This window comes from Aquificaceae bacterium (assembly GCA_037481935.1).
In the GTDB taxonomy this organism is placed as follows: domain Bacteria; phylum Aquificota; class Aquificia; order Aquificales; family Aquificaceae; genus Pampinifervens.
This window is the reverse complement of sequence record JBBFKQ010000005.1, coordinates 1-16,416: the sequence shown is the minus strand read 5'-3', so window position 1 is coordinate 16,416 and position 16,416 is coordinate 1. Positions and strand designations below refer to the sequence as shown.

At 47.6% G+C, this 16,416-nt stretch carries 20 protein-coding genes; 16 read left to right on the top strand and 4 right to left on the bottom strand.

The features are described 5' to 3' along the window. The first annotated feature begins 5 nt into the window (after positions 1 to 5). Together WHS43_05510 and WHS43_05505 are read left to right on the top strand one after the other, a co-directional pair. Positions 6 to 1,208: a glycosyltransferase gene (locus WHS43_05510; GenBank protein ID MEJ5339094.1), complete on the top strand. Its 1,203-nt coding sequence runs from the start codon at positions 6 to 8 to the stop codon at positions 1,206 to 1,208. Further along, on the top strand, positions 1,208 to 1,861 hold the full coding sequence (locus WHS43_05505) for a DUF554 domain-containing protein (protein MEJ5339093.1): 654 nt from the start codon (positions 1,208 to 1,210) through the stop codon (positions 1,859 to 1,861). Before WHS43_05510 ends, WHS43_05505 begins: the two co-directional genes overlap by 1 nt. On the opposite strand, the gene WHS43_05500 is transcribed toward WHS43_05505, so the two are convergent. Beyond that, positions 1,858 to 2,505: an ATP-binding protein gene (locus WHS43_05500; protein MEJ5339092.1), complete on the bottom strand. Its 648-nt coding sequence runs from the start codon at positions 2,503 to 2,505 to the stop codon at positions 1,858 to 1,860. The two genes, WHS43_05505 and WHS43_05500, sit on opposite strands and share 4 nt — an antisense overlap. A 17-nt stretch (positions 2,506 to 2,522) precedes the next feature. On the opposite strand from WHS43_05500, the gene surE reads away from it, so the two are divergent. The 6 genes from surE to WHS43_05470 are packed head-to-tail and all read left to right on the top strand — an operon-like array spanning position 2,523 to position 6,631. Further along, positions 2,523 to 3,275 (top strand): 5'/3'-nucleotidase SurE, encoded by a 753-nt coding sequence (surE, locus tag WHS43_05495; GenBank protein MEJ5339091.1) that lies wholly within the window; start codon positions 2,523 to 2,525, stop codon positions 3,273 to 3,275. Positions 3,276 to 3,283: 8 nt separating this feature from the next. Continuing rightward, positions 3,284 to 4,471, top strand: a complete 1,188-nt coding sequence (locus WHS43_05490; protein MEJ5339090.1) for a pyridoxal phosphate-dependent aminotransferase — start codon at positions 3,284 to 3,286, stop codon at positions 4,469 to 4,471. A gap of 9 nt (positions 4,472 to 4,480) precedes the next feature. Beyond that, on the top strand, positions 4,481 to 5,020 hold the full coding sequence (locus WHS43_05485; GenBank protein MEJ5339089.1) for a nucleotide exchange factor GrpE: 540 nt from the start codon (positions 4,481 to 4,483) through the stop codon (positions 5,018 to 5,020). After that, positions 5,020 to 5,211 (top strand): hypothetical protein, encoded by a 192-nt coding sequence (locus WHS43_05480; GenBank protein ID MEJ5339088.1) that lies wholly within the window; start codon positions 5,020 to 5,022, stop codon positions 5,209 to 5,211. Before WHS43_05485 ends, WHS43_05480 begins: the two co-directional genes overlap by 1 nt. Continuing rightward, on the top strand, positions 5,208 to 5,705 hold the full coding sequence (locus tag WHS43_05475) for an NYN domain-containing protein (protein ID MEJ5339087.1): 498 nt from the start codon (positions 5,208 to 5,210) through the stop codon (positions 5,703 to 5,705). Before WHS43_05480 ends, WHS43_05475 begins: the two co-directional genes overlap by 4 nt. After that, positions 5,702 to 6,631: a 2-dehydropantoate 2-reductase gene (locus WHS43_05470; protein ID MEJ5339086.1), complete on the top strand. Its 930-nt coding sequence runs from the start codon at positions 5,702 to 5,704 to the stop codon at positions 6,629 to 6,631. The genes WHS43_05475 and WHS43_05470 overlap by 4 nt, the downstream gene beginning before the upstream one ends. Here the strand turns inward: WHS43_05470 and WHS43_05465 are convergent. Together WHS43_05465 and lepA are read right to left on the bottom strand one after the other, a co-directional pair. Next, positions 6,612 to 7,103, bottom strand: coding sequence for a DUF29 domain-containing protein (locus WHS43_05465; GenBank protein MEJ5339085.1), 492 nt, complete (start codon positions 7,101 to 7,103; stop codon positions 6,612 to 6,614). The genes WHS43_05470 and WHS43_05465 overlap by 20 nt on opposite strands. Before the next feature lie 32 nt (positions 7,104 to 7,135). Further along, a complete protein-coding gene (gene lepA / locus WHS43_05460) occupies positions 7,136 to 8,929 on the bottom strand; it encodes a translation elongation factor 4 (GenBank protein MEJ5339084.1) in 1,794 nt (597 codons plus the stop codon). Between the two features lie 152 nt (positions 8,930 to 9,081). Here lepA and WHS43_05455 point away from each other — a divergent pair, with 152 nt between their 5' ends. From WHS43_05455 to WHS43_05420, 8 genes are read left to right on the top strand one after another with little or no spacing between them, the layout of a single operon-like run. After that, a complete protein-coding gene (locus WHS43_05455) occupies positions 9,082 to 9,468 on the top strand; it encodes a thioredoxin fold domain-containing protein (protein MEJ5339083.1) in 387 nt (128 codons plus the stop codon). 23 nt (positions 9,469 to 9,491) lie between these two features. Next, positions 9,492 to 9,938 carry a thiosulfate oxidation carrier protein SoxY gene (soxY, locus tag WHS43_05450; GenBank protein MEJ5339082.1) on the top strand — a complete coding sequence of 149 codons (447 nt, stop codon included), beginning with the start codon at positions 9,492 to 9,494 and terminating at the stop codon, positions 9,936 to 9,938. Positions 9,939 to 9,982: 44 nt separating this feature from the next. Then, the gene (soxZ, locus tag WHS43_05445; protein ID MEJ5339081.1) at positions 9,983 to 10,309 is read left to right on the top strand and encodes a thiosulfate oxidation carrier complex protein SoxZ; all 327 of its coding nucleotides are present in this window, start codon (positions 9,983 to 9,985) and stop codon (positions 10,307 to 10,309) included. Positions 10,310 to 10,322: 13 nt separating this feature from the next. Then, positions 10,323 to 11,162 (top strand): sulfur oxidation c-type cytochrome SoxA, encoded by an 840-nt coding sequence (soxA, locus tag WHS43_05440; GenBank protein ID MEJ5339080.1) that lies wholly within the window; start codon positions 10,323 to 10,325, stop codon positions 11,160 to 11,162. Between the two features lie 5 nt (positions 11,163 to 11,167). Continuing rightward, positions 11,168 to 11,851, top strand: a complete 684-nt coding sequence (gene soxX, locus WHS43_05435) for a sulfur oxidation c-type cytochrome SoxX (GenBank protein ID MEJ5339079.1) — start codon at positions 11,168 to 11,170, stop codon at positions 11,849 to 11,851. A gap of 54 nt (positions 11,852 to 11,905) precedes the next feature. Beyond that, positions 11,906 to 13,648: a thiosulfohydrolase SoxB gene (gene soxB / locus WHS43_05430; protein ID MEJ5339078.1), complete on the top strand. Its 1,743-nt coding sequence runs from the start codon at positions 11,906 to 11,908 to the stop codon at positions 13,646 to 13,648. A gap of 3 nt (positions 13,649 to 13,651) precedes the next feature. Next, positions 13,652 to 14,527, top strand: coding sequence for a DUF302 domain-containing protein (locus tag WHS43_05425; GenBank protein MEJ5339077.1), 876 nt, complete (start codon positions 13,652 to 13,654; stop codon positions 14,525 to 14,527). Further along, positions 14,520 to 15,494 carry an MBL fold metallo-hydrolase gene (locus WHS43_05420; protein MEJ5339076.1) on the top strand — a complete coding sequence of 325 codons (975 nt, stop codon included), beginning with the start codon at positions 14,520 to 14,522 and terminating at the stop codon, positions 15,492 to 15,494. Before WHS43_05425 ends, WHS43_05420 begins: the two co-directional genes overlap by 8 nt. Here WHS43_05420 and lipA read toward each other — a convergent pair. Then, on the bottom strand, positions 15,477 to 16,304 hold the full coding sequence (lipA, locus tag WHS43_05415) for a lipoyl synthase (protein ID MEJ5339075.1): 828 nt from the start codon (positions 16,302 to 16,304) through the stop codon (positions 15,477 to 15,479). The genes WHS43_05420 and lipA overlap by 18 nt on opposite strands. Between the last annotated feature and the right edge of the window lie 112 nt (positions 16,305 to 16,416).

Genomic DNA, 16,416 nt, shown 5'->3' with positions numbered 1-16,416 from the left:
AGACCATGAGAATAGCCTTTCTGAGACAGGGAAAGGACCTTGGAATTAACAGACATATGCTGGCATTTATGGAGCTTTTCAGAGAGAGGGGTGCAGAGGTTCAGGACTTTGACCTTATGGAAGGAGAGCTTCAGGATGTGGTAAATAGGCTTCTGGAATTCTCCCCCCTCTTTACCCTTGACCTTAACGGTAGCTGTGTGGTCTTTGGAGAGAGAGAGGGTCAGAAGCTTCCGGTTTTTGACGCCTTTGGCTTTGTGCATGTGAGCCTCTTTACCGACGAACCTCTCTTTCACTTCCCTGTCCTTCTTGACCTGCGGCAGTCAAACAACTTCCTTCCTATAGTCACAGACCTCAAGTATGCGGACAGTCTAAGATTTCTGGGTCATGAAAGGGGCACCTATTACATAACCCCCTTTGTGGACCCTGGGCAGATGCCAGAGCCTTCTGAGGACAGGGACATAGAAGTCATATTCCTTGGGCCTGTAGTAGACCCAAACATAATCGCCCAGCAGGTTGTCCAGAACATCAAGGAGGGCTTTGTCCCTTATTTCTTTGAAGTGGGCGAGTTTCTCTTCAGGAACCCGGAGGCACACCTTCTGTATGCAGGCGAATACATCCTTTCTATGTTCAACCAGAGCTTTCAGGAAGAGTTTACAAAGTGGCGTCAGGAAAACCCTCAGGATTACATAAGGTTTCTCAACGATATAAGTTTCTATGCAACCGCAAGAAAGAGGTGGTATATTCTGAGCTTTCTCGAGGGCATAAACCTCAGGATAGTGGGTGCCTTTGAGGGTGAACTCAGGGAAGGTCATGAACACATCCCCATACAGAGCTGGGAAGAAGCTCTTGAGCTCATTGGAAGGTCGTCCATGACCATTCTCAGCTACCCTCATGCAGTTCCCACCGGCATAGGCTTTGTTCCCCTGGAGGTTGCCTTTATGGGTAGTGCACCCTTCATAGACTTCAGGGCAACCCTGCCAGGCTTCTTTACCCCCGGTCAGGAAGTCATAACCTATCTTCCCCTTGACAGGGCTGATATAGAGGAAAAGGTGGTCTATTATCTGGAGAACCCTCAGGAGGCAAGAGAAATAGGCAGAAGGGCAAGAGAAAGGGTTATTCAGAACTACACCCCCGAAGAGAGGGCTGAGTTTCTGTATAACATGTTCCAGGATATACTTTCCCAGGCTCAGCAGAGTGGCGCTGGCTGATGTTCCCCACCTTTGGAACCCTTGTGAACGCAGGGCTTGTGCTCGCCGGCAGTCTCGTTGGCATTAGCTTATCAAGAGCCATTCCTGAGAGGCTCAGAACATCTATAATGCAGGGTATAGGGCTTTTTACACTGCTTCTTGGGCTGAAGCTAATCTCAGAGAACAAACCAGAGCTCTTGAAGGTTTTCTTCCTTCTTGTGGTGGGCTCTCTTATAGGTAGCTTTCTCAGGCTTGAGGAAAGGCTCGAAGGGATTACACGGGGACCATCGGATATTGCCAGGGGCTTTGTTTCCGCTTCCCTGCTCTTTACCGTTGGACCCATGACTCTTATGGGCTGCATTCTTGAAGGAGCAAAGGGTGACAGCTCGCTGATACTTTCAAAGGCCTTTATGGATGGCTTCTCTTCCATAGTTCTTTCCTCTTCCCTTGGCAAAGGCGTTGCCCTTTCGGCTTTCTATGTTCTCCTCTTTCAGGGTTCTATAACCCTTCTCGCCTTTTTTTATGGTGAGTTTCTGAAGGAGCAAGCAATGGCAAACGCCCTTTTCACGGGAGGTGGTCTTATGGTTCTTACCTCTCTGAAAATTCTTGAGGTTTTAAAGCATGTAAGTGTTCTTAACCTTATGCCGGCTCTGGTGCTTGCGCTTTTCCTTTAGCTGCTCAGATAGATTATCTCAGTCATTTGGTGGATTTTCCCCACTATGGCAGGAGAAAGCCTTTCCTCCATGGCTCTTGCCACCTCATCCTCCCTTTGTCTGAGAAGTGGGTAGTTCGTGGTTATGAGGGTGCTCTTCAAAAAGTTATACCTGTGGCTGATTATGTGGGAAAGGGTTTCTATACGCCAGTCAGAAAGCCTTTCGCTCCCAAGGTCATCAAGCACAAGAAGGGGCGCATTCAGAAGAAGGTTCATAAAGCGGTGGTATTTGTCCGTGTTTGCATAGCTCTGAAGCCTGTAGAAAAGGTCCTTGGTATCAAAGAAAAAGCCCCTTATCCTCTTATTTCTGTAAACTGTTTTCAGAACCGCAACCACGAGATGTGTCTTTCCCATCTGTGGAGGTCCCACCAGCGTCAGACCCTTACCTTCCTCTGGCTCAAAGGTATAGGCGTAGTGCATACAGGCTTCAAGAGCCCTTTTTTGTGAAGGTGAAACCGGGACATAATTTTCAAACTCCGCCTCTGTGAACCTTGGCGGTATGTTCAGGTGCTTCTGAAGGTTTACCCCCTCATACCTGCAACTGCAGAGCTCAAGCACACCTCCCCTGTCCACAAAGCCCGTTCCACCACACTTTGGGCACTCCATTGGATAAAATATAGGCAATGCCAACCTTCCTGCTCACCAACGATGATGGCTATTTTTCAGAAGGCATCAGAGCCCTCAGAGAGGAGTTAAAAAACCTCGGAAGGGTGATAACCGTTGCTCCAGACAGAAATCTCAGCGGTGTTGGACACTCTCTTACCTTTACTCAGCCTCTGAGAATAAGAAGGGTGGATGAGGACTTCTGGACTGTTATAGGTGGCACTCCTGCGGACTGCGTTCATTTTGGCTATTATCTTTTCCTTGAGGGAAGAAAGCCAGACCTAGTATGTTCTGGCATAAACGAGGGACCAAACCTGGGAGAGGACATAACCTACTCGGGAACAGTGTCCGGTGCCATGGAGGGCAGGATTCTGGGCATTCCCTCTGTAGCTTTCTCCGCCTTTGGGAGGGATGAGGTGGACTTTTCTGAGGTGGCAAGGGTGGCAAGGGAGGTTGTCCTCAGGGTTCTTGAAAGGGGAATGCCAGAAGATACCTATCTTAACGTAAACATACCAAACCTCCCAAGTGAAGACATAAAGGGCTTTATGCTCACCCGCCAGGGCAGAAGGGCATACAAGGAAAAGGTGCTCAGGCTCTCGGACCCCTCTGGGAGACCCCTATACTGGATAACGGCGGAGGAATTTGGATGGCACTTAGAAGAAGGCACAGACTACTGGGCAGTATATCATGGCTATGTTTCCATAACACCCCTTCAGCTTGACCTCACAAACTACAGGGCAATGGAGTATTTGAAGGAAAGGTTCAGGTTATAATAGCTCCTATGCTTGCAAGAAGAGTATCCCACATAAAGCCGGCTCCCACCCTTGCCCTCACCGCCAAAGTAAACCAGCTCAAAGCTCAGGGTGTGGACATAATAGGCTTTGGTGCCGGAGAACCGGACTTTGATACACCAGAGTTTGTTAAGGAAGCCTGTATAAGGGCACTGAAGGAAGGTAAAACCAAGTATGCACCTTCTGCGGGAATTCCCCAGCTGAGAGAGGCTCTTGCAGAAAAGCTCCACAGGGAAAATGGCGTTGAATACAAACCTTCTGAGATTGTGGTCACCGCCGGAGCAAAGATGGCACTTTTTCTGGTTATGCTTGCAGTTCTTGAAGAGGGTGATGAGGTCCTCCTCCCATCTCCCTACTGGGTAACCTATCCGGAGCAGATCATGCTCTGCGATGCAAAGGTGGTGGAAGTGCCACTAAGGGAAGAAGAAGGCTTTGTTCTCAGGGCTGAGGTCCTGAAAGAACACATCACTCCAAAAACCAGAATGCTTATACTCAATTCACCCTCAAACCCTACGGGTGCAGTTGTTCCGGAGGAAGAACAGAGAAAAATAGCACAGCTCTGCCTTGAAAATGGTATACTCATAGTCTCAGACGAATGTTATGAGGCCTTCCTATACGATGGGGAAAAATTCGTAAGTCCTGCAAGTTTTTCAGAGGATATAAGAGACATAACCTTCACCGTCAACGCCTTCTCAAAAACTTACTCCATGACAGGCTGGAGGATTGGCTATGTTGCCTGCCCTGAGAGATACGCAAAGGTTATAGCAGACCTCAACAGCCAGAGCATATCCAACGCCACCACCTTTGCCCAGTATGGAGCCCTTGAAGCCCTCAGAAACCCACACTCTAAAGCCTTTGTAGATAACATGAAAAGAGCCTTTGAGAGGAGGAGAGACCTTGCATACGAGCTCCTGAAAAAAATTCCAGACATAAGCGTAGTAAAGCCAAAGGGAGCCTTCTACATATTTCCCAACCTGAGGCACTATTCTGAAAAGCTTGGCTCTGACATAAAACTTGCAGACTATCTCATAGAAAAGGGAAGGGTTGCTGGGGTTCCCGGCTCAGCCTTTGGTGCAGAGGGATACATGAGGCTATCTTACTGCATTTCTGAAAACATAATTGAGGAAGGTATAGGGAGGCTCAGCAAGGCACTTGAAAGCCTGAAGGGCATGCTATAATTAACCCTTATGGAAGAGAAGCAGCAACAGGAAGAAGTATTGCAGGAGCAGTCAGAAGAACAGAAGGACAAGAGAATAAAGGAGCTTGAGGAAAAATTGCTCAGGCTTGAAAACACTGCAAGGGTTATAAATCAGAGGTATGTGGACCTGCAGAGGGAGGCAGATTATCTGAAGGAAAGATACAGAAGGGACCTTGAAGAGGCAAGGAAATACGGACATGAGAATCTTGCCCTTGACCTGCTGGAGGTGGTTGACAACTTTGAGAGGGCTTTCCAGTATGAAGGTGGGGACGCAGAGGGTTTGAAAAAGGGTTTTGAACTTATATACAAAGAGCTTCTGAGGATACTGGAAAAGCACGGCATAAGAGAGATAGAGGTGCTGGGCAAAGAGTTTGACCCATACCTTTCAGAGGCGGTAGACAGAGAATACACGCAAGATATGGCGCCGAACATGGTTCTCCGGGTGGAAAAGAAGGGCTACTGGCTACACGACAGAGTGCTCAGACCTGCAAAGGTGGTGGTCTCCTACTGGGAAGAGGAGATTACTTGATGGAAATTCGTTTCAAAGACTTCCACCGCAAGATGACCCCTTTTAAAGACGAGAGCATGGAGCAGCTCCTTGAGGAGCAGGTAAACCAGTGGATTAAGCTCAACAAACCAAAAATCATAAGCGTGGAAACCATCTGGGAGAGAAATTCTCATGTCTCCGCAGGTATAAGGGTATGGTATATCCAAGAATGAAAAGAAGGGCCTGCATATTCATAGATGGGGCAAATTTTTACTTTGTCCAGAAAGACATACTGCATCAGAGGATTGACCTTGTAAAGCTGGTTAATTATTTTAAGGTGGAGTTTGACATTTACAACACCTTTTTCTACCTCGCCTACAGAGAAGGAGACGAAAAACAGGAGAATTTCATAAAACTGCTTGCCTTCAGCGGAATAACGGTGGTGAAAAAACCTGTAAAACAGCTAAAAGACGGCACATACAAGGGCGACCTGGATGTTAACCTTACCATAGATGCGCTTCTCACCAAGGATAACTATCACACTGCAATCCTCTGCACCGGAGATGGAGATTTTGAAAAGCTGGTCTGGACCCTGAGAAACTTTGGAAAGGAAATAATCTGCGTATCTGCAAGAGAAGCAACTGCGGTAGAGCTTGTAAACGCCTGCGACAGGTATATAGACCTGAGGGACCTTTTACCTCTTATAAGACTGGAGGAAAAGGAATGAGGTTTCTGGTTGTGGGAGTTGGTGCTCTTGGGAGCACATACCTCGCCTTTCTGAGCAGGGCAGGTCATAGTGCTGTGGGACTTTTAAAAAAGGGTAGAAGGCTTGAAAGCATAAAGGTGGAAGGCATATGGGGAGAGTTTGAGCAGGAAGTTCTGGCTGTGGACTCTCTTGAAGCCCTTGACTTTGAACCTGACATAGTCATACTCACAGTAAAGAGCTACGATACACAGGAGGCTCTCAGGAGTTTAGAACCTCTAAGAAGCGGCAAAAGTCTTTTAATGGTAGCACAGAACGGCTACGGAAACTATGAGAAGGCGGTAGATACCTTTGGCAGGGGTAAAGTAATTCTTGCAAGAGTTATATTCGGTGCAGAGCTGTTAGAGTGGGGAAGAGTCAGGATAACCGTCTGTGGCGATGACGTGGTTATAGGGGACCCTGCAGGTTTTCTGGAGGAGGCTTTTCTGAGAGAACTGGCTGGCATTTTCAGCCATGCAGGCATACCCACAAGATATGAAAGGGATGTATACAAGTATTTATGGGATAAGATTCTCTACAACTGTGCCCTGAACCCACTGGGAGCCCTTTTTGAAACCACATACGGCAAACTTGCCAGCAACCCCCATACGAGGGAGATAATGGACAGGATATTAGAGGAAGCCTTTGAGGCTATAAAAGCAAACTCCATTCCCACCTTCTGGAATAGTGCGGAAGAATATAAAAAGCACTTTTACGAGAAACTAATCCCGCCCACTGCAGAGCATTATCCTTCCATGCTCCATGATGTGAAGAAGGGAAGAACTGAGATTGAAGCCCTCAACGGTGCTCTGCTTGAGCTTGCGGGTGCAAAGGGAATAAAGCTTCCTGTCAACGAGTTTGTGGTAAAGCTCATAAAAGCCAAAGAGATTTTCAGCTCAGCTCTCTCCTGAGGTCTCTGTTCATGGCGGTCTCAAAGGTGTAAGGGCAATCTTCTGGTATAGGGAAGTCCTCTGGGTTATGGTCATTAAATATCAGCCATTTCTGTATTCTTCTTCTTGCGAACTTCCACGCCTTTTCTATCTCTAAGGGTAGTCTGTTTCTGAGGCTGGGGTATACATCGAGCATGGCAAGGATTTCTAATCTTGCACTTTCCACGCTTTTTATCCAACCCATTCCCGCCTTCTCTCCACCTGACAGCCTTCTGAAGTTATCCCATTTGTATAGGTGCTCCAGAATTCTTGCGAGCTGGCTTATACAGCTATCCAGATGTTTCTGTGCCATATCCTCTATCTCCTCCAGCAGGTTCTCCCAGTCCACAAGCTCATAAGCCTTTTCTTTTAGAAGCTGGTGGTTTATCTCTGCCCAGAGGGGGAAGTCTTCATGATAGAGCCTCTTGAGTTCTTCCACACTAATAGTTCTCATGTTTCTAATTATATGCCCGAGGTCTTTGACCTTCAATCAACCTTCAAAACTGTAAGGAAGGCTTCCTGAGGAAGCTCCACTTTCCCAAACTGTTTTAGCCTCTTTTTACCTTCCTTCTGCTTTTCAAGGAGCTTCTTCTTTCTGGTAATGTCTCCGCCGTAGCACTTGGCGGTCACGTTTGCCCTGAGAGGCGGAATTCTCTCTGAAGCTATTATCTTTGTCCCTATACCAGCCTGAACCTTGACCTCAAAGAGTTGTCTGGGTATGACATCTCTGAGCTTTTCCACAAGCTGACGGGCTCTTCTGTAGGCTTTGTCCCTGTGGACTATGAAGGAAAGAGCATCAACCGGGTCATTGTTTATAAAGATATTGAGCCTCACCAGGTCCTCTTCTCTGAAGCCAAGAAACTCATAGTCGTAGGAGGCATAGCCTTTTGAAACACCCTTTATCTTGTCGTGGAAGTCCATTATGACCTCACTCAGAGGCATCTCATACTCAAGCATGACCGTGTTGGGGTCAAGGTAGAGGAACTTTTTCTGAATTCCTCTCTTCTCCTGACAGAGGTTCATTATACTGCCAACGTAGTCCTTTGGCGTGATTATGGTAAGGAGCACAAAGGGCTCTTCAAGAGCCTCTATTACGCCCCAGTTTTCGGGAAGCTCTGAGGGATTTCTTATTTCCTTTACCTCTCCATTTTTAAACCTTACTCTGTAGACCACACTGGGTGCAGTGGTCACTATGCTCACTCCGTATTCTCTCTCAAGCCTTTCCTGCACTATTTCCATGTGCAAAAGTCCAAGAAACCCCACCCTGAAGCCAAGTCCAAGGGCTGGTGAGGTTTCTGGTTCAAACTGCACCGCTGCGTCGTTTATGGCGTATTTCTCAAGAGCATCTCTTAGCTCTTCGTAGGTGTAGCCCTCTGAGGGATATATGCCGGCGTATACCATAGGCTTTGCGGGTCTGAAGCCGGGGACAGGTTCTCCTGTTGGATTTTTTGCATCCGTTATGGTATCCCCAACCCTTATATCCCTCACGTCCTTTATGGAGGCTGCCAGGTATCCCACATCTCCTGCAGATAGCCTTTCAAACTTTGTCATTTTAGGAGTCTGTGCACCCACCTCTGTGACTTCAAATTCTTTGCCTGTGGAAAATAGCCTTATTCTCGTGCCAGGCCTGACCTCACCGTCAAAGACCCTCACAAAGGCAACCGCACCCCTGTATGGGTCGTAGTAGGAGTCAAAAATAAGCGCCTTGAGAGGCTTCTGAGGGTTTCCCTCGGGTGGTGGTATTCTCTTTACGATTGCCTCCAGTATCTCCTCAATACCTATGCCTTCTTTTGCAGAAGCAAGTATTACCTCTTCTGAAGGAAGACCAAGTATATCCTCTATCTGTCTTTTTACCCTTTCCGGGTCTGCGGCCGGTAGGTCTATTTTGTTTATAACGGGAATTATGGTAAGGTCCTGCTCCACTGCCTTCCAGAAGTTGGCAACCGTTTGAGCCTCTATGCCCTGCGTGGCATCCACAAGGAGCAGAGCTCCTTCACAGGCAGCGAGAGCCCTTGAGACCTCGTAGGAAAAGTCCACATGCCCGGGAGTGTCTATGAGGTGTAGCGTATAGAGGTTTCCGTCCTTTGCCCTGTAGAACATCCTTACCGCCTGTAGTTTTATGGTTATGCCCCTCTCCCTCTCAATCTCAAGGGTATCAAGCATTTGCTCCTTCATCTCCCTCCTTGAGACAGAGCCGGTGAACTCTAAGAGCCTGTCCGCAAGGGTAGACTTTCCGTGGTCCACATGGGCTATTATGGAGAAGTTTCTTACTCTTTCCATAAGACTTATATTTTATGCCTGTTAGTGACTTTTACAGTTTTAATTATCCTCTTATATAAGACATGCTTATACCTGTCATAAAAAATTTCTATTGCTAAGCATTCTCAAAGCCCTTATATTAAACACATAGTATGTGGAAGGTGCTAATAAGCTTGATTTTAGCGGTATCTACAAGCTTTGCGGTCTGGTTTAACAAGGCAAAGGAAGGTCTTGAATATGCCCAGCAACAGGATAAGCTTGTTGCCTTCTATTTCTACAGCAACTATTGTCCCTACTGTGCCCAGATGGAGGAGTTTGTCCTCAATCAGGAGGATGTGCAGAAGAAACTGGAAAACTTTGTTGTAATATCCCTCAACATCTCCTCCGACGAGGGGAGCAGGTGGGCGAGAAAGCTCGGAGCCCCCGGCGTTCCTACTATAGTCTTCTATGACCCCAAGCAGGATAAGACTCTTGGTGCTCTGTTCGGAAACAGGCCCAGGGGTGATATACTGAATTTTATTCAGGGAATATGCAAAAGACACAATATAAAGGCATGTTAATAATTTCTAAGGAGGTATAAACTATGGACAGGAGAAAGTTTCTTGCACTGTCAGCAGTGGCAGTCATGGGGCTGACCTTGGTCCCAGCAGTTCAGCCAGCCTTTGCTTCTACTCCAAAGCTGGAGGAGGAGCTTCAGAAGAGGCTGGGAGTCAAACTTGCCCAGATTAAGGAAGTGGCGGATATCAAGCTGACCGCTCCCACCATAGCAGAGTCTGGAGCCAATGTGCCCATAACCGTTGAGTCCACCATACCTGTGGACAGGGTTGAGAGGCTATGGGTGTTTGTGGACAAAAACCCCGTTCCATGGATAGCAGACGTGACCTTTACACCCATGAACGGTCAGGTCTTTTTCTCCACCAGGATAAAGATGGGAGAGACCTCCAACGTAAGAGCAATACTCAAGCTGAAGGATGGCTCCTATGTAATGGCAACCAAGGAGGTAAAGGTTACCGCTGGCGGATGCGGATAATCCCTTAGATTTTCAATACCAAAATCCCATACAGGAGGTGCAATATGGCAATAGGAGCGGGCATACTGCGTGTGCCGAAGGAGGCAAAGAAGGGAGAAATCGTAAGGGTGCAGATGGTGATAACCCATCCCATGTCCCCACCAAGGAAAGACCCACAAACAGGTCAGGAGATTCCTCCCCATACCCTTACAAAGCTTGACCTTCTCTTCAACGACAAGCTGGTAAGCACCATCAACATGGGTGCAGGTGTGTCTGCCAATCCCTTTATAGCCCTGACTCTAAAAGCGGATGAGAGCGGGGTAGTCAAGATAGTCTACGAAGATAACAAGGGCGGGAAGTGGGAAAGAACCGCAGACATAAAGGTCTCTTAAGGGAGGTTATAACATGAGAAAAAAGCTGCTTCTGGCGATTTTTACCGCCGGTGCTGTCGCCGGTGGCCTTTTGTCTACAAAGGCTTTTGCTCAAGTTGAAGGAGAGCTCTCTCCAGAGGAAGAGATGAGACTTGTTCAGGAATTCAACCGCATGTTGGCAGAGGGCATAAACCCAGGCGAGGTATGGTATGAAGTAGGCAAGGATGCCATAAAGAAATATAACCTTGACAAATGCGACCTTGGACTGGGTCCGGGTGTTTTTAAGGGAGCCGCTGCACAGCTGCCCAGATACTTTGCAGATGCTGGCAAGGTTATGGACCTTGAAACGAGGGTTGGCTGGTGTCTTCAGAAGCATGCAGGTATGACACAGGAGCAGGTTCTAAAGTTTGTTCGCCAGTGCTGGGGCAAAACGGGTAACTGCGTGAGTGAATATGACGGCATAATCATGTATCTAACCATGGAGTCCAATGGACAGAAGATAAACGTTAACCTCAAAGACCCGAGGGTTAAAAAGATGTATGATATAGGCAAGCAGGTATACTATGCAAGACTTGGACCCTGGGACTTTAACTGTGCTACCTGTCATGCCGGTAAGCAGGAGGTGAGAATAAGGGCCACAAGGCTCTGGAGTGCAGACAGGCCTGGAGAGGCTGGTCAGGCAGTTTCCATATTCCCCAAATATCTCGTGAGATGGGGTCTTCCCATGACCATGCACTACAGGTATGCAGAATGCATCCGCCAGATGAGGTGGCCCGAGTTCATACCCCATTCAGACCTTGCGGTGGCGCTCTCCACATACCTTTACGGCACAGCAAACGGCACAGAGATAAAAGCACCAGGCATAGGGAGGTAATAGAGATGAAAAAAGCGCTTCTTATAGCAGGTGTTTCCGCTCTTTTGACAGGTGCGGTGGTTGAAGCTCAGCAGAGGAAGGCACAGCCTCAGAAACAGCAACAGCCTGCAGTCAAACAGGAAGAAGTGATTCAGGTGCTTAAGTCCGGACTTTCCACAGACCCTAGGTTTGCATGGAAAGTGGAACAGGACGAAGCTCAGAAGATATGCTCACAATACCCAAGTAGGGAAGCCATGCCAGGTCCCGCAATACAGAAGGTTATACAGGTGAGTCAGAACGAGATAAGGTATCCTCAGTGGGGTCTGTTCTGGGGGGACTGGAAAGAGGGTAAGAAGATAGTGGACAACCCCAGGGGTGGAAGGTTTGCCAGCTATGGTTTCTCTGATAGCCCTACCGATAGAGGTGGAAACTGCTATGCCTGCCACCTGATAGAGAAGGGTGTTCCCGGTGGAACCATGGGTCCAAACCTGTATCAGTATGGTAAGAGGTGGAACATAACCAAAGAGAACATGAACAGTCCGGAAGCAATTCAGAACCTGAAAATCGTTTACAACATAGTCTATGACTCCTGGTCCGCCTTCCCCTGTTCCTCTATGCCAAGGTTTGGACGCAACGGCGCACTATCACCAGAAGATGTTATGAACATAGTGACCTTCTTGCTTCACCCCGACTCCCCGGTTAACAAGTAACTTCAGAGGGGGCTCTGCCCCCGTATAATATTTCCTGAAGAAGGAGGTTTGATAATGAGCCTTAGTAGGAGGGAATTCCTTGGATACTCCGCCTTAGCTCTTTCTGCACTGGCTTTTTCCCCAGAAGCTTTTGCAAAAAGACCTGTGAGCTTTGAAAAGCTGATGGAGTTCAAGCCATATGGAAATCTTACACTTGTCTTCATATCTGACTTTCATGGCCACCTCAAGCCCATGTATTTTGCCGAGCCTATGAACCTGCTTGCTCCAGAAGCCCTTAAGGGGACTCCCGGATATCTTGCTGGCACGGACTTTTTGAAGTTCTACAACATAAAGCCGGGTTCTGTGGAAGCCTACATGGGTTCATGTGTGAGTTTTATAAGACTGGCAAAGCTATACGGCATGACCGGTGGTGGACCGCAAGTTGCCACAGTTATAAAAACCATAGTTAACGAAAGGGGCAAGGACAGGTGTCTGGTGCTTGATGGAGGTGATACATGGGCGACCTCTGGTATTGCGGTCAAAACTGATGGGATGGCCGTGGTTGACTGGCTTAACTATGTGGGCTTTGACTATATGGTGGCCCACTGGGATGTGACCGTTGGAAAGGAAAAGTTTCTTGACATAGTCAAAAACAAGCTCAAGGCAAAGTTTATCTCCTACAACATAACAGAAGAGCCCTTTGGAGACCTTGTCTTTCCCCCTTACGATGTGGTGGAAAAGGGTGGCGTTAAGATTGGCATAATAGGAAGCTCCTTCCCCTTCACACCCCTTGCAAACCCGAGGGTATACACAGAGGGCTGGAGCTTTGGCGTCAGGCCCGACGAGCTTCAGAAGTATGTGAATGAGCTCAGGGAAAAACACAAGGTTGACCTTGTTATACTGCTTTCCCACGATGGTCTTCCCCTTGACATAGCCCTGATGAAAATCGTAAAGGGTATTGATATAGTTATATCCGGCCATACCCACGATATAACACCCACTCCAGTTAAGGTAGGAGATACACTTATAATCTCACCCGGTTCACATGGTAAGTTTGTGGGAAGGATGGACCTTGATGTGAGAAATGGTAAACTTCATGGCTACAGGCTCAAGCTCATACCAGTTCTTTCTGATGTGGTGCCGGAGGATAAGGGAGCAAAGGAGCTGGTTAGAAAATGGTATGCTTCTTATGAAAAGGAGTTCAACACCGTCATAGGAACTGCCAACACCTTGCTCTATAAGAGAGATACGGTTTTCAGCACATGGGACAGGCTTATAGGCGAAGCTCTTGCAGACTACTACCACGGCGTGGATGCGGTTATGTCCCTTGATGTGGGCACATCTCCAGGCTTCAGATGGGGGACAACTGTCCTCCCCGGTCAGAAGATAACGGTGGAACATGTCTACGATGTGCTGGGTATGACCTACCCAGAAGTATTTATAATGAAAAGAAAGGGTAGAGACCTTCTTGTGCTCTGGGAAGATGTGGCGGACAACGTGTTTAACCCCAACCCCCTGTATCAGCAGGGTGGAGACATGTCGAGGATATACGGAGTGGAATATGAGCTGAAAATTAACGCAAAGCAGGGCGAAAGGATAAGGAACGTAAAGATTAAGGGCAAGCCCATAGAGATGGACAAAGAGTATGTGGTTGCAGTCTACGGTGGCCCACCTCCCATGGGAGTCCAGCCAGAGAAGAAGAACATAAGGGACATAGTTGTAGACTACATAAGGAAGAAGAAGAACATTGAAGTGGACAGAAGGCCCAATGTAAAAGTCCTTGACCACCCCTACAACACAGACTGCTACTGGAGGTAAGGCATGTTAAGGCTTTTTTTACTTCTCCTCCTGCCACTTTTTACCTTTGCCATGGACCCCCTCAGGGTTATGTATATCACTTACAACCTCAGGGAAAAGGATTTTAAGGCTGGTGTTGAGTCGGTAAGGAAGAGTATGGAAGCTCAGGGTCTGAAAGTGCTCAGGACCCTCACCATATCCGACGCCATAAGGGCAAGGGGAAACGAAGTCTTCAGAAACTACTATGTTGTCTTTGGATGTGAGTTTGAGGGCATGGGGGACATTCTTTTAAAGGCCCCAGCCCTGAGCAACATAGTCCCCTGCAGTGTGGCAGTATACGAGGAGAAAGGTAGGGTAAAAGCCACAGTTGTGAACCATCAGGTCTTCTTAACCCGCTACAGAAACCATCTAACTCTTTCCGAGAGAAGAAATATAAGCCAGCTCTACCGCAGGCTTCATTCTGCACTTGCTTCAATAAGCACCAACAGGCCTACCATTCCTCAAGTGCCTGCTATGAAGGAAAACCTGGTTCATGAGGATGTAATTGAGGGCATTGACTTTGACACCTTCAAGACACTTTACAAGACTGCCCTTGACGGCGTTAACATGAACATACTGGACATAATGGATATCAGACAGCAGAGCCCAAAGTTCTCCATCTTCCTTGCCTGCAACCTGAGCTATGGTGAGGCAATACTAAAGGACATACCCCAGTTTGGAACCCTTGCTCCCTGCAGGGTATACCTCTACGAAAAGGATGGCAAAGTGGTAACGGGCTATATAAACATACCCTTCCTGCTGAAAACCTACGGAAGGCACCTCAGCAGAGAAAATGCGGAAATATTCCGCAAGGCGGACCAGGACATAAAGCAGGCTCTCAAAGAGGCAAAGGGTGAATAGGTTAATTGCCTTTCTACTCCTTGCCCTTCCTCTCCTTTCCCTTTCCTATCCACGGCATGTTAGGGAGACTCTACGGGAGCTTGCCCCCGGTGTATATGGAGTCTTCGGAACCTATGAACAGGTAAGCAGGCAGAACAGAGGTTTTATATCCAACGCCTACTTTGTAATAACAAGGGATGGTGTGTTTGTAGTAGATGCCTTAAGCACATACACACTTGGCAGAGAGCTGGTGGAGACCATAAGGACAAAAACAAAGCTTCCTGTAAGATACGCTCTTATCACACACTACCATACGGACCATTTTTATGGAGTGCGAGCCTTAAAGGAGGCAGGGGCAGTCATAATAGCCCATCCCTGGTCTGATGAATATCTTGCGGATGATGCCTCCAAAAGAATGCATACTGCAAGGCTTGAGATTCTTGGAGAAAGACTTCTTAGAGGCACAAAACTTATAGGACCGGACATAACCACCTCCAGCAGCATGACAATAAAAATGGGTGGTGAAATTTTTGAAATACATCACTGGTGCAGGGCTCACACGGATGGAGACCTTGTAGTCTGGATGCCCAAGAGGAAAATACTCTTTGCCGGCGACCTTGTTTTTGGAGGGCGTGTCCCCTTTCTGGGCTCTGGCAACTCCCGCACATGGCTTCTCTGTCTTGAAAAAATAAAGGAGCTTTCACCTGAGATCCTTCTCCCAGGACATGGCGAGCCTCTATACGGCAGAGAGAACATAGTCAGACAGGTGGAGTGGACCAGGGATTACATAAGGGATATAAGGTCTGTGGTAAGAAGGTTATACGAGGAAGGTTACAGTGTTGAGGAGGTAAGAAACAGGGCTAACGAGGATATGCTAAGACTAAACCCGGAATATTCTCAACTTTCTGTTTTCTTTGAGGTCAACCCGGTAAACGCCTATTATGTTTACTTCGAAATAGAAAAAGAAATTTTAGAGGAGCAGAGATAGTTCCCACGCCCTGTAGGAGCTTCTCACCTTTGCACCACTCGCCACCTTCTTAAAGCCCATGCTGTATGCTATCTTCTCAAGCTCCCTGAATTCTTCCTCCGCGTAGTATTTTATGACTGGGTGGTGGCTCCTTGATGGCTGATAATACTGACCTATGGTAAGAAGTTCACAGCCTGCAGAGAACAGGTCTTTCATAACCTGAATGATTTCCTCCCACTCCTCTCCAAAGCCAAGCACAAGGGCTGACTTGGTCGGCACTTGGGGGGCTATTTCCTTTGCCCTTTTCAGAATCTCCAAACTTCTCTCATACTTTGAGCCAGTCCTAACCTTTTCATACAGTCTCGGGACTGTTTCTACGTTGTGGGCAAGCACATGGGGTTTTGCAGAAAGGACAGCCACAAGAGAATTCATGTTTCCCTTAAAATCCGGCACGAGAGCCTCCACCCTTATATCAGGAATGCCTTCCTTGAGCATTCTTATACATTTATAAAAATGCGAGGCGCCACCATCTGACAGGTCATCTCTGGTGGGTGAAGTTAAAACCACATACTTGAGCCCCAGCTCCCTTACAGCCTGAAGAAGATGGTATGGCTCCTGTGGGTCAGGGGGCAGAGGTTTTCCCCTCTGGAGGTTGCAGAAGGTGCAGGAGCGTGTGCATGTATCCCCCATTATCATAAAGGTTGCAGTGCCAGAGCCAAAGCATTCTCCTATGTTGGGGCATCTTGATTCTTCACAGACCGTGTTGAGCTTTAGACTTCTCAGAAGCTTTTTGACCTGATGGGTGCTGGAAAGGTTCAGCGTAGGCTTCATCCTAAATATAATATCTGCAGACCTTGCCAGAAGGCTTATAATAACCCGAGTTGCAAGTTATAAGAAATTATGGTAAAAAAAAGCTCCCCATGGAAAACCCATAGGGAGGATT